Below are 23,043 nucleotides of genomic sequence, written 5' to 3'. Positions count from 1 at the left end.
CTACTTGATTTTCTATCCCATCTGTTTCATAATAGGAGTATTCAAAGATGGGAGGCGCTTGACATGCATTATTTCCTTATTGAGGATGATGACCTTGATGATGACGAATTTGAAGAAGGGTTTTATATCTTCTAACTCAACATCGTCTGTTTTCCATGCCCTGCTAATCCGCAAGGAATTTCCTATTATACAAAGAAAGTGTCTTTGACACTTCAACTCCCCTCCCCCCAAGGCATACATCTTGAAAATTAAAATAAAAAATAATATGCATCAACTTTTTTCTATCTGCTGTGTCTAATAAAACAGAGGGATAAATTTCATCCGGTATCGGGGGTAGAAAGTGAGGTATCAAAATATTGCAAAAAAGAGAGAAAACAGAGGAAACCCTTGAATTGCTTAAGGATTATATTTTGAGTGAACAAAATAAATTCTACCGTGTAGCCTACAGCTATACAAAAAACAGTGACGATGCTGCAGATGTCGTTCAGGAAGCAATATGCAAGGCAATCGCAAAAGTAAATACGCTTAAAAATACAGAATATTTAAAAACGTGGTTCTATCGGATACTCATTAATGAAGGTCTGAATTATACGCGAAGAAATAAAAAACCTGTTTTAAATGACGAAATACTTGCAAACATCGGCTACGAGGATAAAGATGTTCTGCAAAGCTATTCGGTGTTTCAAGCTGTATATGAGCTGGAACCAAAACTGCGTACAGTCATAATTCTGCGATATTATGAGGATTTAAAATTTACAGATATCGCATCCATTACAAAAAGTAATTTGAACACAGTCAAATCACGCTTATATAAAGCACTTAAACTTTTGAAAATTTCGATAGGAGGTGATGAACTTGAATAAGTTAGAACAAGCAAAGAAAGTATACGAAACAATACAACCGCCTGTATCCTACAACCATATGGTCCAAAACGCTGTCAACCAAACCAATGCCAAGCAGAACAGACGCACACGCAACAGATGGTATAAGCCCGTGTTGGCTGGTGCCGGCGCTGTGTTCGCAGTCTGTGTCATTATGCTGAATACGAGTCAGGCATTTGCCTTAGCTGCCTATGAAATTCCCGTAGTGGGTGACATTGCCCGTGTATTTACCTTCCGGGAATATCAGGTGTCCGACACTGCTTATGACATTCAGGTTGAAATGCCGTCAATCCGGGGTACAGGAAATACTGAGTTAGAAAAACGAGTAAATGAGCAGATTCAGAACAAAATCGACCAGATCGTAGAAAATGCCAGGCTGCGCGGAAAGCAGATCATCGATGACCAGTTGGCGTCAGGCAGCACAGAAGCTGACATAATGCCTTTTCATATTATAATCACCTATGAAATCAAATCCAGCAATGAAAAGACTCTTTCATTTGCAATCAATGATATCGATTCTGCCGTGACCTCTTATACTTATCAGACTTTCTATAACATTGATTTAGAGACTGGTAAGGATATCACACTTCCTGATGTGCTGGGCGAAAACTATTCACAGATAATTGCAGACAGCATTCAAAAACAGATGAACCAGCGTGTTAAAGAGAACCCCGATTGGTCCTATACGGTGACGGCAGAAGAACTCAAAGAAAACGCAGACAATTTGAAATTTTATATTAACGAGGCCGGCAATATAGTGATATCCTTTGATAAGGGCGAAATAGCACCGCCGCCGCTTGGCATTCAGAATTTTGAAATTACAAACTCATCGTCTTAAACAGCAAGCTACCATACGTCCGTTGCAGACATGGACGGATTGGCTGGGAAATGAAAAGCGGCTCGAATATTTATCTCGGCTCCGGTGATTTGTCCCTTCATATGATGGATGTTTGCGCGGAATCCGAAATGAACCTTCCCCTCGGCTTTTATGAAGGTATTTCCATTGCTATAAACCTGGAAACATTAACAGAACAGACACCGGAAATACTGAAAGATTCCGGAATTGACGGCAGACAACTGTGCGACAAATTCTGCAGGCAAGGAAAAACAATTTCTATGCCCGCAAGTACCAGGATCGATTATATTTTTTCCGTACTCTATGGTTTGCCGGAACAAATCTGTATTCCTTATTTCAAGCTGAAGGTACAGGAGCTTTTATTATTCCTAAGTATGCTGGAGCTGTCAGAGGAGAAAGAATTGGATCGGTATTATTCCCAACAGGTTGAAACCATCAAGGAGATTCATGAACAACTTACCCGGAATGTGGATAAACGCTTTACCATTGCGGAAATTGCTGATTTCGTCGGCTATCAGAATCAGAGTAAATTCACACAGGCATTTAAAGATGCTTTTCATGTGCTTCCGACGATGTACCGTAAACAATATCGATAGACCTCCGAAGGTTTTAGAAAATGTTTTAATAAAATGCGAATAATCACGGAATCCAGCACTGTAACAGGCTTCCGTGATGATATATCTTTCCCCATGATTTCATATGCCATAGCCAGCGCTTCATCCGGCGAAGAAGCCGGAATCATATTAGCCTTACGTACCAGCTCATGATCCAGAAAGGTAGATACCAGAATTACTTATACTATCTTATTTTTTCCCTTCGCCAGCTCCTTAAGCCTTAATGTACCAATCGGATTCTCCAGTACCTCTCTGACCAGTTCCGCCTCTGTTTTATCTGTCATATACGTATCTGTTTTCGCATGGATTACTGCCTTTAAATTTTCCTCCGGCACATGCAGCTCCATAAAGCTTCTGCCATATGGAATTTTGATTGTTTTCATTTTCCACTCTCCTGTTATTTTGCGGCTAACGTAGATACATAATTTACAAGTGCCTGTTTCAATGCGGTATTAACTGCAGATGATGTATCATCAGCAGCTGTGAAATTCCATTTAAAATCCCCGCGCCTGTTTTTTAATCATTTTTTCTTGCATATATTATATAATACACCAAAGAACCATAAATAAGACGTATGAAATGGACATTTACTACGCTGACTCCTGCACTGACCAGTGCTGCCACAATTGCCTTACCGCATTTCTGCAGCATGGAACAGATGATGAAAGATAACGATGAGGAAAGCGGCAAGCAGTGAATTAAGAAAGCCGCCCATGCTTATGTTTGTTACAAAATGATCTGCAATCATGATCGTCCAGGCATTCACAATAAAGCTGAATAATCCTAAGGTCAGCAGGCTGAACGGTAATGTAATCAACAGCAGAATCGGCTTTAATATAAGGTTTACTGCTAACAGCACCAATCCCATGATAAGAAGTGCCGGGATACTGCCGATATAAATCGTGTGCAATACGAATGACAGCAGATATATTGTTAATATGATAGATATATATTTTATGAACAATTTCTTCATTTTTACCTCCAATAGACATGCTTTACCTGATTTTAATTAATACCTTGACTTTGTCAGTTGTAACATCGACAAGATCATAGGGTTCATCCCCGGCTAAAGAATCCAGCAGTTTCATGACCATGATAACGAGTGCTTTCACTGAATAGATGGTGATTAGTGAGGATGAATCCGGATCAGGCACTTTCGGTACAAAAAAACACGCGACAGTCAGTAAGTCCAGAAAACAGTCCAATAATTCCTGAAAGATATACAAAGGGATTGGAAGGGGAATACTTATGAACCTTCTGTTCTCAATCTGAAGCTTGATCCACAAGAAACGAAAGCCCTTAATCGACATATACTCTCACCTTTACCATCGCCTTTTGGCTTTCATCCCAGGCTTCCACATCAACGATATTCGGGTCATCCAAGGTACCGTTTATGATCTCCTCGATTATCTTTGCAAAATCGATGCTGGAAATATCGATCCCTTTCGCTTCCATTTCCCTTCTGGCATCCACAGGAACCATAGCAGTCATCTTGTCAGCGATTTCACTGATCGTGGTCAGCAGACGTATCGGTATATTTACGTTAACATTAACGGAATTGTTATCCGATGTAACCTTTATCTTAAGGAACTTATAGTTACGTCTTGCAGTTGTTACGGTTTCAACCTCCTGAATTGTTTCTGCTTCTTTCGTTACATTCAGAGCTTCCAAAAGCTCCATACCTTCGGCAGCGGTAATCTGCCCTTTTTCTATCATTTCTAATATTTTTTGTTGTTCGCTCATTGACTGACCCTCCTGTTAATTATAGATTTTTAATTCGTTCCGCTGCTTCTTTGGGGGAGATTTCACCCTTTGATAATTGGTCAAGAATTTCATTCCTGGCGGCTGTTTTATCTTCATTTTCCTTAATCAATTCTTTTGATGATACTTCATATCCAAGACCTCTTATGGCCGAATCCAGTTTACCGCGGACCGTGGGATAAGAGATGCCCAGTTCTTTCTCAACATCCTTAATATTACCGCGGCATCTTATGAATACCTTGACAAATTCGAGATCTTCTTCCGGAAGACGGCAGAATTCACAAGGCTGGAAATCTCCTTCAATGGCTGTGGAACACTTGGGACAGCCGAGCTTGGTTATGGAAAGTTTTTCACCGCATACGGGGCACTTACCCGGAGCTTTGTATTTCATTGTTTTCACCATCCTGATGTATTATTTGATTATAATATACAACCGCAGATCAAATATGTCAATAGGAAAATCAACAATATCAATCATTATATTAAAATAATTAATTTGCCAATTAAATATATCAATTTACTTTTTTAATAATATTAATTTTCAAGAAAAATGAGATGACTTTATGAGCCAATTCATTCGATAATAAAAATCCTCCATGCCTTGAACCGACAATAATGATGGTGTCAAGACCTGATCGTTCCTTGGCGGCAAAATATTAGTAAATTCACAATGCTTCTTATACCAGGAGCTATGATGAATGCAGAAACACAGGATTTACACAGGGTATGCAGATAAACCTACCGATTAAGATGGACAGGCTTCTTTTTAGAAATAACCAGTAAAGCTATTTCTTATGTAACCGATTCAATATCGCTGCAGCAAATCCGCAGCAGCGCAGCCATTATTGACCAACACATAAAGTAACCCTCCAAGCTTTACGGGTTTGGAGGGTTCAGTCATATAACTGTATAAGTAACAGTACAGGCTAATTTCGTTGTTCTTCATATTCTACAATCGTACCGTCAAAGTGTTTTACAATCATATTTATTCCTGTAGGAGTTTCCTTTATATCTTTCATTATTGTGGCACCGTTCTCTAATAGAAAATCCTTAAATTCTATTATGGAGTCAACAATAAATGTTGCTTTTGTGTTTCTAAACGGCTTCAGTACTTCGTCCGAGCCGCCAATAATCAGAATGCTTCCCACTTGTGCTAATTCCAACTGAAGCTGCTTGTGCTCGAATCTTATATTACATTTTTGACCAAGCAGGTTTTCATAGAATGCTACCGCCTGATCCATTTCATTTACATAAATTCGATTTAAAATCTGCTGAACTTTCATTTTCATTTCTCCTTCAATCATTTGCAGATTGCCTGATTTCTCCATTCAGTTTTACTGCTAAAATTCCCATGATGATAATCGTGATAATGTCGGCAATCGGCTGTGCTGCTATCACTCCATTTAGTCCCATAAATTTAGGCAGCATCAAAATAATAGGAATAAAGAACACGGCCTGACGTCCGGCGCAAAGTACCCAACCGCCTAACGGTTTACCAAGTGCCATAAAAAGCATACAGTAAATTGCTTCCATGCCATAGAAAATGAATGTAATAATATTAATACGAAGTGCAAATGAGCCGATTTCTATAACCGATGCATCGTTCGTTGTAAATAAAGAAACGACCGGCTGCGGAAATAAAATCATAAACAGCGTCATTAAAATACAAAAAATACTAGTCCATTTTACTGCAGTCTTTGTTGCACTTTGTAACCGTTCATATTGTCCTGCACCATAATTATATCCGGCAACGGGCTGAAAACCTTTTGCAAAACCGAATACCGCATAAATACCCATAGAGATCACACGGGTCATAATCCCCATCGCAGCAATAACAGAGTCACCATATGGCTGCGCCGCCATATTTGTTAGACTAATAGCGACACTGGTTGCAAGCTGAAAAACAAGAATTCCTATTCCGACTTTAAAAATTTCCTTGAAAATTAAACCCTCATAGCGGATTTCTTTCAGAGAAAAGCTAAAAATGCTTTTTTTCTTTACTATGTAAAACAAATACATAATAGATGTAACGATTTGAGCAACAGCCGTTGCCATTCCTGCCCCTATAATCCCCATATGCAGACCAAAAATGAAAGCAGGAGCAAAGATGACATTCAGTCCGGCACCAAGCAGCATGGCTGACATGGAAACCTTAACCGCTCCCTCACTTGAAGCAATATTGTTCATGGTAACATTAAATATATTGAAGATTGAACTTGCTATATAGATAATGGCATATTGTTTTGCATAAGGAAAAATTGTTTCCGTTGCACCTAAGCCCCATATTACATTATCCAAGAAACACTCTAACAGAATGATAACAACAGCACCAATAAAAAGGCTTGAATAAAGAGCTGTTGAAGCTACATGACTTGCTTCTTTATTTTTTCTTTCTCCCAATAGTCTGGATATATACGCCGCTGCACCACCGCCAAACATGACTGCGACACCGACGATTGCTTGACCAAGAGGGAAGGCAATGGATATTGCTCCCATCTGGCTTGTACCAAGTCCTCCAACAAAGTAAGCATCAATCAGATTATAAAACCCTGTCACCAGCATGCCGATCATTGTCGGCAGTCCCATTTTCAATAAAAGCTGAGGAATTGGGGCTTCCCTTAGCATTATGATACGTTCTTCCTTGTTCATAATAAAAATCTCCTTTAGTTTAAAATTTGTGTATATTTATTAATGAAATTGCGGTATTACTTTTTTGAATGTAAGGCTGCAATGACTAGCTTAGTGATTACCCTGTAATTGCTATTGACTGAAAGTATGGATTGATTTATCGCTTCCCTGACTTGATCTTGTTTCTTTTGCAGCTTTCTTGACCCTGAAACTATGAATAACACATTTTTATGTAATCCTGATTTTACGATTCGCAAACTTTTTATCTTCCCATTCGCTTCGAATCTTTGAATTTCCTGTCCCGCTTTTTTATATATCAAGTCATACATAACGGAATCGGTATCTAAATAATCAATTTGTATTGTTGTGTCGCAATCCATTTCCAGATAAAGTTTATAAGAGATTTCATTGGCAATGTCGTTTAAAATGACACTGTTTTCTTCCTCTCCCTCAATGTGCATGGAAGCTACATAATGTCCAAGACCATAATCATGAATGATCAGACTATTGATACCTTGTACCTCCGGATACTGCATAATAAGAGTTGTAATTCTATCAACTAAGCCTTCATCCGGTGATTGTCCCAGCAGCCTTTCTATAATTTCTGTCATAGATTTGAGTCCTGAAAGCATAATAAAAACAGAAACCAGCAATCCGCACCAGCCATCAATTTTCCAGCCGGATAAGTGCTGCACAATAAGTGAAATCATAATAGCAGTTGTTGCGGCCATATCACTGATGCAGTCAGAAGCCGTCGCTTTCATGGAGGAAGAATTTATTTTACAAGCAATATTCCTGTTATAAAAATACATATAAAGCTTCACAAGAATAGAACAAATAAGTAAGAATAATATCAGCCAGCCGAATTCTACGTTTTTAGGGCTGCGTATTGATGTAATTGAACTTTTCGCTAATGTACCGCCCATCATAAGTACTGCAAGTGCAGATAGAAATCCCATCAGCCATTCATACCGGCCGTGCCCGAATAAATGATTTTCTCCAGATCCAATTCCGGCCAGGCAAAAACCAAGAAAAGAAGCTGCGGAAGTAACTCCATCCGCTAAATTGTTAAAGCCATCCGTTATAATTGCCGTTGATCCGCTTATAAACCCGGAAAATAATTTAATTGTAAATAAAAGAATATTTAATAAAATTCCGATAATGCTGCAAAGCTTCGCATATGCCTTTTGTACCGAAGGCAATGATGTGTTCTTATAATCCTTTATCAATAGCCGAGCCAGCAATGACACCATTTATGAGTTCTCCTTTCCAATAATTTTTTAATGCTTCAAATGTTTCATCGCTTATCATATGTTCCATACGGCAGGCATCTTTTTCTGCCGTCAGCGGTTTAACTCCCAAATAGATTAACAAATCCCTAATTATGCAGTACCGTGCATATATCTTATTTGCACACTGCCGCCCAATCGCAGTGAGACATACATTATTTCCGATAACATCAACATAATGAAGTTGATTTAAATTCTTTATCATATGGCTTACACTCGGCTTTGTATATCCCATAGCTTCTGCTATGTCCACTTTCCTAACCACATGAAAGCGCTTATGAAGCAGTAAAATTGTTTTCAGATAATCTTCCCCTGATTGATGCAATGAAATATACTCACCTCCTCATGAGTGAATAATTTTATTCACTCATATAATAAATCTTTGTATCGGAAATGTCAATGAATAAATTTATTCAATGGATTGTCAATAAAAAATGTACATGATGGTCAAAAGACTTTTCATGTACATTTTTTTCACATATATTTTATTATTTGTTCTAATCTGCCTTAATTCCTAAAACACGTACCAGCATATCTTGTGTAAAATCAAAAAAAGATTGCATATATTCCTTCGCATTTTCCGCTGGCATTTCTTCGTGGAAAGTGTGTATCAGACCGGAAATCAAAAACTGAGCAGTTCTGGGAGCATTGCTGCAATGAAAAGTATTTTCTTTTATTCCTTGTTCTAGAATCGGAATCATTACAGACATCCATTGATATGCTACATCATCTAAGAGAATCGCCCTAATGCTTGACCCCTCATTATATCTCGATTCAAATTCATGATGATTAACCGAAAAATCAAACATGCGGTTTATGACAAGATTCAACTTTTCAATTGCCGGAATATCCTGTGATATTGGGATTTTCATTTGTTCTACTGCTTGTATTGCATAATACTCTGAAGTTGCCGCAAAAATTTCCGTTTTCGATTTAAAATACCGGTAACATAAACCTGGGGATACATTCATTCTTTCAGCGATATCTTGAATGGTCGAATTTTCATAACCTTTTTCAGAAAACAGCTCTAATGCTGTTACAACAATTTCCTGACGGCGTTCATCCGGTTCTTTTGATATCCGTATTTTACGGGAACCATCATTTCCGTCCTCTGATAATTTATTTTTTGATAATGCCATATCTTTGCCTCCGCTTAAAATCATTTTACGAGTGAATGAATATATTCATTATCATCCATTTTTGATTCTTTGTCAAGGCAACGGCAGAATATCCATCAGATCAGATATGCTTTCGACAACTCCTCAAACTCTTCCCGGTATTCTTTCAGATAGTCCATAAAATACATTCCTTTGGCATTTAATGCCTGAGAAAGCTTCACCATAAAACCTGGAATATCCTCTTTTTTTACTGCCCCCAGACATTTTCCCAAATGGGTGTTATCTTTGCCTGCCGCTCCCCCTATATGAAGTTCAAAGGCATCTGCCGGAGCATCAGAAATACGTTTTTTACAGCCGGCAAAGCCAATTTCACTTACCTGGTGCCTGGAACAGGAATTGAAACACCCTGATATGGAAACCCTTGGCAGATAATCCGTCTTTATCTTATTTTCCTCCAGCTCCCTGTTTATTTCTTTTAATAAAGCCTGGCTCTCTTCAATTCCTATCTGGCAGGTAGGTACTCCCACACAGCTGACACTCATGCCAATCCTGGTTACCTGATTGGTATCTTCCATTATGGCGAGGAGTTTTTCTCCCTCCTCCCTGGACAGGTTGCGGATGAACAGGCTTTCCTCCATACTAAGGCGTATATCCTGCTCTTTATCCACCAGGAATGTAATTATTTTCTCCAGGGCTTTTACAGGCAGCTGCCCGCATTGGGGATGGATCACTGCGGTATATAATCCCTCTTGTTTTTGGGCTATCAGATTTGTACTGTCTGCATGGATATAAGAAGCCTGCATCTCATCCGCATGTTCGTTTATCCCGGCTGCGGCCGCATTAATATCCAGTTCCAAGGATTCTTTCACCTGGGCAAGATGCTTTTTATAACACTCCATAAATGCTTCTTCCCCCATTCTTTTTGGTATGTACCTTAATCTCGCTTTTCCTTTATTCTGATAATCCCCTTCCGCCGCAAATATCCTGGTTACAGCTTCCACGTGGTACAGAACCTGGTTTAGGGGGATCAGCTCATCATACGGTAAAGCCACAGCCGGATTATTGCCTAAACCGCCTGCAAGAAACATCTTAAAAAACGGTTTTCCCTGATTCATGACTGCCATAAAGCCCAAATCATTAATGGTACAGTTGGCAGTATCCGCTTCACTGTTGGAAAAGGCTATTTTTAGCTTACGGGGCAGACGGTATTCCGTGATACGTTCCATAACATACCGGTTCGCCTGCAGCGCATAAGGAGTCGGATCAAAGGCTTCTGCTTTATCCACGCCGGATAGGGGAGACAGGGCAACATTACGGGGATAGTTGCCGCCACCTCCTCTGGTATATAAACCATGGTCAATGGCAGCTTCCATGATATCGCAGACAGAATCAATATCCAGATCATGAAGCTGGATGGCCTGCCTGGTTGTGAGATGAATTCGTTGTAAACCGTATTGTACGGTAAATTTATGGATTAATTTCATATGGGTAAATGATAATATACCGCAGGGGATCCTTAAACGAATCATAAAAGCTTCGCCGCCCCTTTGTGCATAAACCCCCATACCTCCGGATTTTCCCTTAAAATCTGCAGTAGTGATTTCCTTATTCACAAATTTATGTCCGGCTTCCCTGAATTCCGCTATTTCTTCTTTTAATTTTTTATCATATTCCTGCATTGTTTTTGCTCCTATTTAACCAAAATCATTTAATTACTTAATTTTATTACAAAATATGAATAAAATGAAATTATATATTATTATGGTTCGATAAATTTATTTTATCTCACAGTAACAGAGTTCTGGTCAAGAAAGCTCGTTATATATTTAAACTTAAATAAGGTAATCCGCTTCATGCCCTGTATGAACGGCATTATATAAAGTCCCCTGTTTGGTTCTGCAGTCCCCGATGGCAACCACTTCAGCCTCACATCCTTCAAAAGCTTCAACATAGGACAATAAAACATATTCATAATTTTTTTCCAAACTTATCCTCCAGAATTTACCCATATTACAGCATAGGATTCCACAAACTAATCGAGAGAATGGCGCTCTCCGATTTGAAATTCACCAATATGTTCGAACATATAATTTACGGTGATTGCTTTTTCGCCGGTAAGCTTTTCAAAGTCTTTTGTGAATTCAGCCATTTTACCCAAACGAATTGCCTGTGCGAATGTTACCATACCCTCTGAAGAAAATGGCGCCTCAGATCCTTTTTGGAAAACACCATCCGTTGTCCTGGGTACGCCCATAGCATCAAAAATTGCATAGTTCTCTTCGTCGGTAACTTCTTCATATCTTACGTTGCTGCCCGTCACCTTGTTACCAATATTCACAAAATCAGTAATTGTCATGAGCTCCGGTCCATTGATATTTAATATACTCTTTGTGTAACGGTCCGCGGCAAGGGCATGTGCTGCAGCCTTTGCACAGTCCTTTCTGGAAATATAAGCCATTTTACCGTTGCCTTGAGAATTTTTCATGACGCCTCCCATTTTTACAAAGGTAAAATAGTTTGTAATCATCGCTTCCGCATACTGTGAATTACGCAGAAAAATATAATCGAGTCCCTGTTCTTCAATATATTTTTCTGTGAAAGCATGGTCGATTTTTTCAATACTTGGATTGGTTTCATCAGCAGCGTTTACCAGGGACGTGTAAATAATTTGTTTTACTCCGGCTTTTTTTGCTGCGTCAACAACATTTTTGTGGGCCGCCCGGCGTTTTTCCCCTACGAATGGCATAGAGATCAAAGCAAGTTTATCCGCACCCCGGAACGCTTCTTCAAGCCCATCGATCATGTTAAAGTTTGTCACATGTGTCTCAATCCCTTTATCAGCGTACTCCTTTAAAGATTGCAGATTGTAACCGCAAAAAATAACCTGGTCTTTATCTGCCAGCTCAAGCAGATAACCGGCTGCCAGTTTGCCAAGATTGCCGTCTACACCAGTCAGTAATAGTTTTCCCATATAAAGTCACCTCTTCATTCATTTAATGATTTTATAATATGTTATTTTTTTAACTAATTCCAACACAAAAATATTATGGGGTATTGGCTTTTTCAATACCCGGCGTTTTCATAAACAGTTTTACGGCCGGATTGCCATTATTTCTAAGTGATGCAATTACTATCTTATAGCGGTGTTTTGAATCCTCGATAGGAATAATCTTTAACCTATCCAGGTGGTTTTCAAATTGGTACTGCTCAGGAAAAAATCCAACCATCCCTTCTGTCAAAATATAAAAAATCTCAGACTCAACATCATCTGCCGTCCTGGCAATATTAGGTTTATAACCATCTTCTTCCGAGCGTTGTAACATTTTGCTGTAAGAGGTTCCTATGACCGATGGATCGAGCATAATCAGAGGATATCGGTACAATTCATGCACATGTATTTTGTCACAGTGATACAGAGGATGTTTGTCACTGACTACTGCACAATAACTTCCCTGTTCCAGTGTTTCGGTTATTATAGCTTCCTTTCCCGCAAATTCAGAATCAAAGGTAACGGCTATATCGTAAAGACCTTTCTGCAGATAATCAGAAATATCCTTCAGCAGAACCTTATTAAGCTCTATACTGATGTTCGGATACATTTCCTTAAACTTAGTTATGGAAGGCAGCAGACTGCGAATATCCATGACACCAGCATATTCAATACGTAAAACAAGGGTATGGTGTGCGATGAAATTCTTCATCTTTTCCTTCATCAGCTGGTACTGTTTCCATATAATCACGGCATCATTATAAAAAATCCAACCGGCTTCTGTTGGTTCAACCGGAATTTTTTTTCGATCAATGAGCTGTATGTCAAACTCCTTTTCTAATGATGCAATCTGCTGACTTATCGTTGTTTGAGATACGAAGTTTTTATGTGCAGTATCCGTAAAATTCCTGCATTCAATAAGGTCTATAAAGTATTTGATTTTTTCAATATTCAAAATACGGCCTCCGATCTACTGTTACCACAGGCAAGCTCTACTGAAAAGTTGAATCGACCTTTTTTAATTCGCCCGTTACAGAATCTATTACTAATCCATATACCACTATCTCCTTTGGAATTAAAGGATGTTTTCGTATCAGCTCTACCGTTTTATTAATAGAAATATCCAGATCCATAAAACCAGCCAGCCATGAATCAAAGTCAATACCATAGTACTTTATCATATCAATATTCTGCTGCGTTATCCCACGGGCTTTCATTTTTTCTATCATTTTTTTACTATCCGTATGCATAGCGCCACAATCGGTATGGCCAATTACCAGAATTTCCTGGACATCTAATTCATAAATTCCGATTAGCAGACTTCGCATTACGCTTCCAAATGGATGCGAAATAATTCCGCCTGCATTTTTTATAATCTTTACATCACCGTTTTTCAGCCCCAGTGCTGCCGGTAACAATTCAATTAATCTAGTATCCATACAGGTGACTATAGCAACCTTTTTATTGGGATATTTGCTGGTAATATATTTTTCATAACCTTTATTTTCAACAAAAGCTTTATTATATTGTAATATCTCATCAATCATAATGAATCCTTTCATCCTTTTATTTATCTTTGATATTTATTTAATTGTGATACTGCTTGTTGATTTAAGTAAAAACCAGGCACAAGAAGATGACTAGAATCTGCTTGAAAGGTAACTCATTACAGTATTTATATCTTTATTATTTCCAGAATCATTGATTTCCTGGTCCAGCTTATAATCATTTGTGAACGATCCATCAGTCTCTTGCAAGTAAACGGCAGCAATAGATTCTCCAGAAGAACCGTCATAATTATCTGCAGCAATCATGATTATATCCTTCAATCCATCCTTGTTTACATCTTTAAATGAAACAGCTTTAATATCTACGCTATAAGGGAGAGTTGCATTGAAATTATAGAGAATATCTCCCTCTTCATTGGTTAAATAAAATACTACCGGTACATGGCTGCCTGCTGTTAATTTCCCTGATACGAATTTAACATTCCCCCATGAATTTAAATCCACCATAAAAGTCTGATCTTCAATAAGGGCAAAGCCCTTTATATCTTTGAGATTATACGGAGTGAATTCAAACGTTCCCTCGGGAAGACTCATCACTCTATCTTCCGATTTTTCAGTTATTATAATCGTCGCCTCAAGAGCGCTATCGGGTTTAAACAAAAATTTAACAGTTCCCTCATTTCCCCTCGAATCATTCACAAGCCGGCACTGCGCAGTATCATCATTAACGGTTCCTTCAAATTCTGCGCTATCCATATTGTAAGCCGGGCCATTGCCCACTGCAACGATATTTCCTTGAATTTTTCCATCCTCAATCCTTGAAATTAAAATGGACAGACCGCCATCATCAGGAAAATTGGTATCCGTATCTCTAATCCAATTCTTTTTAAGATATTGCTTATAGTCAATTGCATTACCTGTTGTTGTCGTTGAGGACGTACTGTTCTCTGAAGATTTTGTGGTTTCACTATTCATTGCAGAAGCTGCTGAAGATGGCTTCTCATTTTGTTGCAGACGATTCGTTGAATCAATTTTCCCGCAGCCTGTAATAAGGAGCGAAACTGTGATAATTGTAAACAGAAATTTTTTATTCATTATTTTTCTCCCTGATGTTCCATGTATTTGTTTATTATATCATTCGTGACACCACCGGCAGTAAGCAGGCAAAATGACCTGCTCCAAAAATACTCTTTCCATAGTTTCTTACGAATACCTGGAAACTCTTTTTTTATCAGTCTGCTGCTTGCAGATTTGTAAGCATTGATGAACTTTGAAAGTTCTGTGTTTGGATGTGCTTTGAACAGAATATGAACATGGTCAACGCCGTGATTCCATTCTTCTACTGTAATATTGTAGTTTGGAGCAATGTACTCAAATATTTCTTTTATTCGCTCCGACACAGCATCATCAATTACTTTTCTGCGATATTTTATAACCAGTACCAAATGGTAATGCAGTAAGAATACTGAATGATTATTTGTTTCAAATTCCATTGTGTTATAAGCCTTTCTATTATTTATTACTGATTATATCACCAGAGGAATTTATTTACAATAGTCTGAGCTAGGCTTACGCACAATTCATCTCCTGCCTAAGAGGATCGGAGTATTCTTATAAGTATTGGATAAAATCTTTTAGCTCTCACCTCTATGCCTTAAACAGTCAAAAAAGAGGCCGCTTAAGTCTGGCGGGGACTCAGCGGAAAACTGTTTTCTTTATATGTAATAAAAACTGCTGCAATTAAGGTATAACCCGCTTGCAGCAGTCCTGATAAAATTTAATATATGGCAAATTGATATAAAATTATTCAAACATAAAATTGGCTACGCCAATATTATTCAAAGTAATGATTGGTTTGCACCAGAATGTCTTGCAGCAGTTTTCGGACGACATTACTTTTAAGATATAACAGCCTTCATAAGGAACTTCAAATTCAAAACAGCCATAATTTTTAATCTTTACACAGTACAGTAAAGTATCGATGTCATTGTATCTCTTGTATAATTTTACCTCCCATTCATGGGCATTACAGCAGCGGCAGCCCCAGATACAGCCCATAATAATACCGGGTTTAATCAGGCATTCCTCGCAAACAGGGCAGGGTTCCGGTTCCGGACACTCTGCAGGAATTGGTATTGGAACAGGAATATATTCCTTTTCCGGTGCCGGACAGGGTGGGCAGGGCTTGGGCTTCGGACATTCCGGACACGGCTTGGGTTTTGGGCATTCCGGACATGGCTCTGGTTTTGGGCATTCCGGACACGTCGGACAAGGTTCCGGTGTAGGGCAGACCGGGCAGGGTTCCGGCGCAGGACAAGGTGGGGGTACCGGACACGTCGGACAGGGTTCCGGCGTAGGACAAGGTGGGGGTACCGGACACGTCGGACAGGGTTCCGGTGCAGGACAAGGTGGGGGTATCGGGCACGTCGGGCATTCCGGGCATACTGCAACAGGCTGTTCCTCCCTTTCCGGTAATATCTGAGGCACTTCCGGAACCGGAACCACAGGGGCCGGTGCTATGGCTTGACATATCACTCCTCCAACAAAGGGATAATAATGAAATTCAAAGCCGCTGGCAGCATTTACGGCAAAAGCTCCTAAGGCGGCATTGCCGCTTACATGGCCGCCTGTAGGATGTGCATGGAACATAGCCTGCGGTGCCAGTATGCTTCCCCAGATATCGGAGGACTTTTCCATATAAATATTAGATGCATCCTCAAACACATACAATGTCTCATTGGCCTTACTTCTTTCCCCATAAACACCGTATTGCAAATGGGCATTTGGGCCTGTTCTCAGCCTTACAATCACGGTACTTCCCTGTGGAACTTCCGCACGTATTCCTTTGTTGATCAAACCATTTGGCCTTACATCGATAAGGAATACATTCTGTACAGGGTCATTGCCCCTTAAAATCCATTCGTAATTATTATCCACTACGCTTCCGTTTGGAGTTAAAGCTTCAATACAGTTTTTATAGTATCCGATGCTTTCCCTTGCATCGTTAAAAAATCCTGGTATGTCAGCACCTATCCTGCTTGCAGGTATATATCTTGGTACATCATAACTGGGAACCACAAAGTGATCACCTTTATCCGTTGGTGTCCAATATTGGCTGCCTCCATTAGCCTGATATAAAAATTCCAGTTCCTGTATAGTCATACCATCTTTTCCGATTAAATAGGTACTTCCCCCGGCTGCACGGAATCCACCGCCGACAACCACATGGCCGATAACAACCAAAGGACCGGTCATAGATACATTACCGCCGACTAAAAAGCGTACTAAATCCGGTGAGTAACCGGCTTCTCTGGAAACGCCATCTCTTGCAAAGCCAACACTCAAACCCCTTGGGCTGTAAAAACTTCCGCCTATAGCCACAGGCCCTTCAATATCTATAATGTTATTTGCATCGTTGAATACAATAACATTAAATCTGGAGGCAAGACCAAAGGGCTGGCCTTCAATATTATACCAGTTTATATCATCATAAGGTAATCCAGCACTTGCCATTGCTTCATCGCTATAACTGATATTATCCATATAAACTCCCGCAAACTGCTTGAATTGCAATGTATTTTTATTCTTAGTTCAGTTTATTCTAATAGAAATGGTTCTGTGCGGGTTTCTATGCAATCGGATTAAATTTTATGATAACTTTCTGAATTTCATAAAAAATCATCTTCCACAATGCCGGAACTGATTCGATTGAACCATATAGACGGATTCATCTGCCCAACGGTTTAATACAACCAGGATCACCGAACCATCCGGATTCTCCCACGCAGTCACATTAAGGCCGGAGGTATAACAGGTACCGGCGATACGGACCGTACCGGGCCTCCGCTCTGTCCAGTCATTGTTTAGTAAAATCGCACCTCACAATGCGAAGTCCTTTCCAGAACCGTACGTGCGGCTTTCCCGCATACGGCTCTTCATAATAACATTTACAGATTCCCGCTACGCATAGAGATTGTAGTACCTCTTGGGATATGCCAGCGGATAATAATCCAGCATCTGCTTAAATTCCTCCCAATTGTAGCTTTTCTTCTGACTCCTTCGATTCATCCAGCGGTATAACAGGCGCGTTGTGTAATAGTGATACTTCATCAGCGATGGTATGTTATACGTCACACCGTAGTATCTGTAGTGTCCAACCAGCTTACGATTAAGGATCAGCATTATCTCTTTTAATGGCTTTGTTCGATTGTTCTTCAGCCACTGCTTCATCTCCTTCAGTTTTGTCCGCATTCGTTTCCCGTTGGTTTTCGGTATCACACAGAACTTTCCCTCCTGGTTTTCTCCGCAATAGAATGTAAATCCCAAGAAATCAAAGGTCTCGGGTTTTCCCTCCCCTTTTCGCTTTCTTCTTTCTTTCGCATATCTCCCGAATTCTACAAGTCTGCTTTTACTCGTCTCTAGTTCCAACCCATATTTACACAGCCGTATCTGCATCTCTTCGTAGTATCGTTTGGCTTCCCCCTTATGTTCAAAGCCTGCCAGGTAATCATCTGCATACACTACCAGAAAACTCATTCCCGTTCCGCGTTTCTCAAAGTATGCTTTGTACCACAACACCAGCACATGGTGCATGTAGATATTTGCCAATATCGGACTGATGATATTTCCTTGGGCGGATCCCCATTCATTCGTCTGATACCTCCCTTCTTCCAGCACTCCTGCTTTCAGATACTTCTTTATCAGCCAGAGTATGTTCGGGTCTTTGATGTAGTATTCAACGAACTTCATTGTCCATTCGTGACTCATATGGTCGAAGAAACCTTTGATATCTGCATCTACAACATAGTTGATACGCTTTCGCACGATACTGATACACATTTCTTTGATTGCCATATGACAGTCGCGTTTCGGCCGGAATCCGTACATGTTCTCCTGAAACTTTGGTTCATATACCGCTTCCAATATCTTCTTTAGTCCTAATTGCACAATTTTATCTTCATAGACTGCAATACCCAGTGGACGCTTCTTTCCATTTGCTTTCGGTATATACACCCGCAGGGTCGGTTTCGGCTTATATGCCTTGTTCCTAAGTCTTTTCACCAGATTTCTGATGTTTTCTCTTAAGTTTTGGCTGTATTCCTCTTTTGTTATTCCATCGACTCCTGTTGCTTTCTTTCCGTCTAATTCTTTATGGCATTGAAGCAATAGTTCCTCATTCAGCAAGTGATACAGTGATGTAAATACCGGTCGGCTTTCATGAGCCGATTTGTCTGCTATTCTTTCTAATTTCGTTTGCATTTATCCTCCCGCCCCTGAGTGCGGTAAATGTGCCCTCAGAAAGAGTGTTATTATGCACTCCCCTTCCCTCCGCCATCATTACTGGCTTCTTTGGTACTATGAGAGTGTCCGACTGCCTGTGACTCCTTTGATTTCCTCCTTGTCATCGTTGTACGTCATACCTGCATGCAGCANAAGTCTGCTTTTACTCGTCTCTAGTTCCAACCCATATTTACACAGCCGTATCTGCATCTCTTCGTAGTATCGTTTGGCTTCCCCCTTATGTTCAAAGCCTGCCAGGTAATCATCTGCATACACTACCAGAAAACTCATTCCCGTTCCGCGTTTCTCAAAGTATGCTTTGTACCACAACACCAGCACATGGTGCATGTAGATATTTGCCAATATCGGACTGATGATATTTCCTTGGGCGGATCCCCATTCATTCGTCTGATACCTCCCTTCTTCCAGCACTCCTGCTTTCAGATACTTCTTTATCAGCCAGAGTATGTTCGGGTCTTTGATGTAGTATTCAACGAACTTCATTGTCCATTCGTGACTCATATGGTCGAAGAAACCTTTGATATCTGCATCTACAACATAGTTGATACGCTTTCGCACGATACTGATACACATTTCTTTGATTGCCATATGACAGTCGCGTTTCGGCCGGAATCCGTACATGTTCTCCTGAAACTTTGGTTCATATACCGCTTCCAATATCTTCTTTAGTCCTAATTGCACAATTTTATCTTCATAGACTGCAATACCCAGTGGACGCTTCTTTCCATTTGCTTTCGGTATATACACCCGCAGGGTCGGTTTCGGCTTATATGCCTTGTTCCTAAGTCTTTTCACCAGATTTCTGATGTTTTCTCTTAAGTTTTGGCTGTATTCCTCTTTTGTTATTCCATCGACTCCTGTTGCTTTCTTTCCGTCTAATTCTTTATGGCATTGAAGCAATAGTTCCTCATTCAGCAAGTGATACAGTGATGTAAATACCGGTCGGCTTTCATGAGCCGATTTGTCTGCTATTCTTTCTAATTTCGTTTGCATTTATCCTCCCGCCCCTGAGTGCGGTAAATGTGCCCTCAGAAAGAGTGTTATTATGCACTCCCCTTCCCTCCGCCATCATTACTGGCTTCTTTGGTACTATGAGAGTGTCCGACTGCCTGTGACTCCTTTGATTTCCTCCTTGTCATCGTTGTACGTCATACCTGCATGCAGCAGTTATCTGCTTTGCAGGAAATCACAGGCTCTCTCCAGTTGACTGATTAGTCATTGTAAAACATGATTGGCCCTTGGACTCCGTCAAAGCCATAACAAACTCGCTTAACGCTTGTTATGATGTTGCCTTCCGCATGGATAAACTGCGTCGGCCTTTAAGACTTTGTAAAATTTCGAAGCTCGATAGCATTGCAACCCTGTTTCCTGACTGTCTACGCTTAGCCTTGCCTGTTACCAGACAACACCCAAGACTCGCTAACGGTGGCTCGCTACGCCTTGCCGTATGGGATTTCCACCCACTAAACCAATCGCCCTTTTCTGGACGCGCTCATCCCTTGACAGCTCCCAGGGCAACGCCCTTTGTAATATGTTTATTTAAAATAATATAGATAATCAGAGCCGGTGCCGCCGACAGGGCCATGACCGCAAACTGGACCGCATAGTTGGAAGAATATTGTCCCGTAAATTCCAGGATGCAGATTTCCATAGCCATATTTATAGGACTGAAAGGCCTGTTTATACAGATAGCTTGCCATGAACTGGGTTTCGTTGCCGGGACCGCCTGCTGTCAGTAAGTACACGGTTTCCATCTGCTTTAAGGCAGAAATGACAGCCATGGTGACATTGACCTGGATCACCGGCTTCATCAGCGGCAGAGTAATATAGAAAAATGTCCTGCTGCCGCTGGCTCCGTCAATGGAGGCGGCTTCATACATAACAGGATCTATATTCTTGACACCCGTGTAATAAATCAACATTCCCCAGCCAAAGCCGTGCCAGATCAGCACCACCAGCACTGCCCAGATCGCGTTGCCGGAGCCTAAGGGATTTATCTGCCCTGCATAGCCGAATGTCTTTAATATCTTTGTAATCAAGCCGAAATTCGGATTATAAATGAACTTCCACAAGTAAGCGATAACCGCTACGGAAATAACATTGGGAATAAAGAAAATACAGCGGAACAGGCCCTCTGCCTTTCCCTGCAGCTTATCAAGCTTTATTGCTGTCAGTATGGCAAAAGGATGCTGGATGCAGATAAACCCGATGGCCAAAAACAGGGAAGAGCTTGACCCGATTCCGGAGTAATTGGTAAACCCATAGTACACGCTTAAAATAATGGGTGCCAGAATTGCTGTTACGAAAACAATAAGTCCGGGAGCCATAAGGGAAAATATTACTTTTTTATTGCTGTATAATTTATGCATACCTATTTCATTGCCTCCGCCAGCTTATTGAAAAAATCCTCCGGTGTAAGCTGCCCGATTGCAAATTCTACGGATGCATCCTCGCTGGCCGTCTTATATGCATTGGTTCCCAGGTCATTAAAGGTCACCCCTGTAATATTTGTGGACTCGTTGACCATATCCACAAATTCCATTTTCTTCCGGTATGTTTTCATTGGTGGCCATTGACATTTCCCAGCTTCCCATATAATACATGGCTGACTGTCCGTTGGTAAATAAATTCATGCTGGTGGCATAATCCGTTGTTTCAAAGCCTGTCTGGAACATCCCTGCATCCACGGTTTTCTTAAACAGATCCAGGGCCTTTGTCCACGCCTCATTGGAGTAATCTGCCGATTTAACCGAATCCTTCAAATCTGCGGAGACTGTGCTTCCGTCAAACTGCTGGAATGACGGAGGCCAGATTTTTCAGATAATCGTTTGTCTTATCTGTAAGCATTTTTTGGGAATAGTAAAATTCCAGAAAGGATAATAAAATGACCGGAATCAGGATCATTGTCAGAAAAATAAACAGCAGCTTGCTTTGAAAGCTCTGCCCTCGAAACCATTTTCTCATAGCTCAACCGTTTCCATAAATTTTCGAAAAGGATTGCTGGCACATTCGCCGGACTTCCGGTATTCATAAGGCGTCAAGCTGTATTTTTTCTTAAATATCTGCCCGAAGTACCGCTCGTCGGAAATGCCCACCTTACGGCATATTTCTCCGTTTTTCATCTTTATTACCTTTGTTCAGGATTGACTTTAATAAATGTTAAGCAGATTGTAAGAAAAAAGTTAAAAATGAAAAGCACTGTCTGCCTACAATCATATAAAGGATATCCCGAATCAAAACAAAGGAAGATAATTATGAGCAGACTCAAAGCATTTGCAGCCCATTACCCGGCTGTACTCTCCATTATAGTAACTACATTGGCAATTCTCATCAGCAATATTGATGTCCCATTCGGCGGATTATATGGGTCTTATCTATGCGGTATTCTCGTTCAGGGAAGTATCTGCCTGCTTCTCTTGCCGCTAATCAAACTAACCGGAATAAACAGCAGAACTGTTTTCAGTAAACCGGACATCCGTAAAAGTCTTTCGCTTGTCTGGCCACTTATACTGTTTATTTTTCTGAATGCTTCCGATCTATTTGGCGGCAACCTTATGATTGATGCATCAAAACCTGTCCTGATTGTTTTATACATACTGGTATATACTTCAACCGGCTTTTTTGAGGAAATATTATGCCGGGGGTTTATTCTTAACCTGCTACTGAATAAATGGGGAAAAAATAAGAAAGGGGTTTACTTTTCAGTTATTATTTCCAGCGCATTTTTTGCACTCGGTCATATCAATGGCTTATTGATCGGACGTATGGATTTATGGTCCACAATAGCCCAGATTTTCTATGCGCTCTTTATCGGAGTTTATTTTGCTGCGTGCTATTTACGGATTCAGTCCCTTTGGCCTGTGATTATTCTGCACGCGCTGTTTGACATATCAGGTGAACTGCGTGAACTTACAACCAGTGGTGCAGCCCATCCATACATTACGTCGACCCCGGCTGATGCTCTGGTCGGTATCGTGCTATTATCCGTGGTATTCTTCTACGGGCTTTTCATACTTCGGAAAGTCGACAAAGCAGGAAATACAGATATTATAGTAATGGAGTGATTGCAATGAACGGATATAACATACTCGTGGCAGA

The 23,043-nt window shown here is 40.3% G+C and carries 29 protein-coding genes; 4 read left to right on the top strand and 25 right to left on the bottom strand.

Going from position 1 to position 23,043, the window contains the following annotated elements:
• Positions 1-356 precede the first annotated feature (356 nt).
• From BQ9856_RS05815 to BQ9856_RS05805, 3 genes are read left to right on the top strand one after another with little or no spacing between them, the layout of a single operon-like run.
• The gene (locus BQ9856_RS05815; RefSeq protein ID WP_159441958.1) at positions 357-863 is read left to right on the top strand and encodes an RNA polymerase sigma factor; all 507 of its coding nucleotides are present in this window, start codon (positions 357-359) and stop codon (positions 861-863) included.
• On the top strand, positions 856-1,719 hold the full coding sequence (locus tag BQ9856_RS05810; protein ID WP_159441957.1) for a DUF3298 and DUF4163 domain-containing protein: 864 nt from the start codon (positions 856-858) through the stop codon (positions 1,717-1,719). The genes BQ9856_RS05815 and BQ9856_RS05810 overlap by 8 nt, the downstream gene beginning before the upstream one ends.
• A gap of 50 nt (positions 1,720-1,769) precedes the next feature.
• Positions 1,770-2,333, top strand: coding sequence for a helix-turn-helix domain-containing protein (locus BQ9856_RS05805; protein WP_077610193.1), 564 nt, complete (start codon positions 1,770-1,772; stop codon positions 2,331-2,333).
• A gap of 197 nt (positions 2,334-2,530) precedes the next feature.
• Here BQ9856_RS05805 and BQ9856_RS05800 read toward each other — a convergent pair whose 3' ends face one another.
• From BQ9856_RS05800 to BQ9856_RS24490, 25 genes are all read right to left on the bottom strand, one after another.
• Entirely contained in the window at positions 2,531-2,734 is a 204-nt protein-coding gene (locus tag BQ9856_RS05800) for a lactate racemase domain-containing protein (protein WP_077610192.1), read from the bottom strand.
• Between the two features lie 248 nt (positions 2,735-2,982).
• Entirely contained in the window at positions 2,983-3,324 is a 342-nt protein-coding gene (locus BQ9856_RS05795; RefSeq protein WP_077610191.1) for a phage holin family protein, read from the bottom strand.
• A gap of 326 nt (positions 3,325-3,650) precedes the next feature.
• Positions 3,651-4,094 carry an SHOCT-like domain-containing protein gene (locus BQ9856_RS05785; RefSeq protein ID WP_077610189.1) on the bottom strand — a complete coding sequence of 148 codons (444 nt, stop codon included), beginning with the start codon at positions 4,092-4,094 and terminating at the stop codon, positions 3,651-3,653.
• 19 nt (positions 4,095-4,113) lie between these two features.
• Positions 4,114-4,503, bottom strand: a complete 390-nt coding sequence (locus BQ9856_RS05780) for a DUF2089 domain-containing protein (protein WP_077610188.1) — start codon at positions 4,501-4,503, stop codon at positions 4,114-4,116.
• 535 nt (positions 4,504-5,038) lie between these two features.
• Positions 5,039-5,395: a VOC family protein gene (locus BQ9856_RS05775; protein ID WP_077610187.1), complete on the bottom strand. Its 357-nt coding sequence runs from the start codon at positions 5,393-5,395 to the stop codon at positions 5,039-5,041.
• 13 nt (positions 5,396-5,408) lie between these two features.
• Positions 5,409-6,761: an MATE family efflux transporter gene (locus tag BQ9856_RS05770; protein ID WP_077610186.1), complete on the bottom strand. Its 1,353-nt coding sequence runs from the start codon at positions 6,759-6,761 to the stop codon at positions 5,409-5,411.
• Positions 6,762-6,817: 56 nt separating this feature from the next.
• Positions 6,818-7,993, bottom strand: a complete 1,176-nt coding sequence (locus BQ9856_RS05765; RefSeq protein ID WP_077610185.1) for a cation diffusion facilitator family transporter — start codon at positions 7,991-7,993, stop codon at positions 6,818-6,820.
• Positions 7,953-8,354, bottom strand: a complete 402-nt coding sequence (locus BQ9856_RS05760; protein ID WP_268875582.1) for a metal-dependent transcriptional regulator — start codon at positions 8,352-8,354, stop codon at positions 7,953-7,955. Before BQ9856_RS05760 ends, BQ9856_RS05765 begins: the two co-directional genes overlap by 41 nt.
• A gap of 172 nt (positions 8,355-8,526) precedes the next feature.
• Positions 8,527-9,168, bottom strand: a complete 642-nt coding sequence (locus BQ9856_RS05755) for a TetR/AcrR family transcriptional regulator (RefSeq protein WP_139348662.1) — start codon at positions 9,166-9,168, stop codon at positions 8,527-8,529.
• 95 nt (positions 9,169-9,263) lie between these two features.
• Entirely contained in the window at positions 9,264-10,826 is a 1,563-nt protein-coding gene (locus tag BQ9856_RS05750) for a nitrite/sulfite reductase (protein ID WP_077610182.1), read from the bottom strand.
• Positions 10,827-10,979: 153 nt separating this feature from the next.
• Positions 10,980-11,132, bottom strand: a complete 153-nt coding sequence (locus BQ9856_RS24500) for a hypothetical protein (RefSeq protein WP_159441956.1) — start codon at positions 11,130-11,132, stop codon at positions 10,980-10,982.
• A 47-nt stretch (positions 11,133-11,179) separates the two neighbouring features.
• Complete coding sequence (locus BQ9856_RS05745) at positions 11,180-12,118, bottom strand: NmrA family NAD(P)-binding protein (protein WP_077610181.1); 939 nt, start codon at positions 12,116-12,118, stop codon at positions 11,180-11,182.
• 73 nt (positions 12,119-12,191) lie between these two features.
• Positions 12,192-13,091 (bottom strand): LysR family transcriptional regulator, encoded by a 900-nt coding sequence (locus BQ9856_RS05740; RefSeq protein ID WP_077610180.1) that lies wholly within the window; start codon positions 13,089-13,091, stop codon positions 12,192-12,194.
• Positions 13,092-13,128: 37 nt separating this feature from the next.
• Positions 13,129-13,683, bottom strand: a complete 555-nt coding sequence (locus tag BQ9856_RS05735) for a beta-class carbonic anhydrase (protein WP_077610179.1) — start codon at positions 13,681-13,683, stop codon at positions 13,129-13,131.
• Positions 13,684-13,776: 93 nt separating this feature from the next.
• Positions 13,777-14,739 (bottom strand): hypothetical protein, encoded by a 963-nt coding sequence (locus BQ9856_RS05730; protein WP_077610178.1) that lies wholly within the window; start codon positions 14,737-14,739, stop codon positions 13,777-13,779.
• On the bottom strand, positions 14,739-15,137 hold the full coding sequence (tnpA, locus tag BQ9856_RS05725; protein WP_077610177.1) for an IS200/IS605 family transposase: 399 nt from the start codon (positions 15,135-15,137) through the stop codon (positions 14,739-14,741). Before tnpA ends, BQ9856_RS05730 begins: the two co-directional genes overlap by 1 nt.
• A gap of 310 nt (positions 15,138-15,447) precedes the next feature.
• Positions 15,448-17,187, bottom strand: coding sequence for a collagen-binding domain-containing protein (locus BQ9856_RS05720; protein WP_077610176.1), 1,740 nt, complete (start codon positions 17,185-17,187; stop codon positions 15,448-15,450).
• A gap of 135 nt (positions 17,188-17,322) precedes the next feature.
• Positions 17,323-17,469, bottom strand: a complete 147-nt coding sequence (locus BQ9856_RS25660) for a glycoside hydrolase family 30 beta sandwich domain-containing protein (protein ID WP_442855573.1) — start codon at positions 17,467-17,469, stop codon at positions 17,323-17,325.
• A gap of 135 nt (positions 17,470-17,604) precedes the next feature.
• Positions 17,605-18,903 carry a group II intron reverse transcriptase/maturase gene (gene ltrA / locus BQ9856_RS05710; protein WP_077609315.1) on the bottom strand — a complete coding sequence of 433 codons (1,299 nt, stop codon included), beginning with the start codon at positions 18,901-18,903 and terminating at the stop codon, positions 17,605-17,607.
• Positions 18,904-18,999: 96 nt separating this feature from the next.
• Positions 19,000-19,938 (bottom strand): reverse transcriptase domain-containing protein, encoded by a 939-nt coding sequence (locus tag BQ9856_RS05705; protein WP_442855490.1) that lies wholly within the window; start codon positions 19,936-19,938, stop codon positions 19,000-19,002.
• A gap of 542 nt (positions 19,939-20,480) precedes the next feature.
• Positions 20,481-21,314, bottom strand: coding sequence for a carbohydrate ABC transporter permease (locus tag BQ9856_RS05700; protein ID WP_077610174.1), 834 nt, complete (start codon positions 21,312-21,314; stop codon positions 20,481-20,483).
• Between the two features lie 2 nt (positions 21,315-21,316).
• Positions 21,317-21,472, bottom strand: coding sequence for a hypothetical protein (locus BQ9856_RS24495; protein WP_159441955.1), 156 nt, complete (start codon positions 21,470-21,472; stop codon positions 21,317-21,319).
• A complete protein-coding gene (locus tag BQ9856_RS05695; protein WP_077610173.1) occupies positions 21,432-21,758 on the bottom strand; it encodes an extracellular solute-binding protein in 327 nt (108 codons plus the stop codon). Before BQ9856_RS05695 ends, BQ9856_RS24495 begins: the two co-directional genes overlap by 41 nt.
• The gene (locus BQ9856_RS05690) at positions 21,730-21,909 is read right to left on the bottom strand and encodes a hypothetical protein (RefSeq protein ID WP_077610172.1); all 180 of its coding nucleotides are present in this window, start codon (positions 21,907-21,909) and stop codon (positions 21,730-21,732) included. Before BQ9856_RS05690 ends, BQ9856_RS05695 begins: the two co-directional genes overlap by 29 nt.
• Positions 21,906-22,067: an AraC family transcriptional regulator gene (locus tag BQ9856_RS24490; protein WP_159441954.1), complete on the bottom strand. Its 162-nt coding sequence runs from the start codon at positions 22,065-22,067 to the stop codon at positions 21,906-21,908. Before BQ9856_RS24490 ends, BQ9856_RS05690 begins: the two co-directional genes overlap by 4 nt.
• Positions 22,068-22,199: 132 nt before the next feature.
• On the opposite strand from BQ9856_RS24490, the gene BQ9856_RS05685 reads away from it, so the two are divergent.
• Positions 22,200-23,009, top strand: coding sequence for a CPBP family intramembrane glutamic endopeptidase (locus BQ9856_RS05685; RefSeq protein WP_159441953.1), 810 nt, complete (start codon positions 22,200-22,202; stop codon positions 23,007-23,009).
• Positions 23,010-23,043 lie beyond the last annotated feature (34 nt).

Origin of the sequence: Clostridium sp. Marseille-P2415, from assembly GCF_900155545.1 — a bacterium.
Taxonomy (GTDB): domain Bacteria; phylum Bacillota; class Clostridia; order Lachnospirales; family Lachnospiraceae; genus Lacrimispora.
This window is presented reverse-complemented; position numbering and strand designations above follow the sequence as displayed.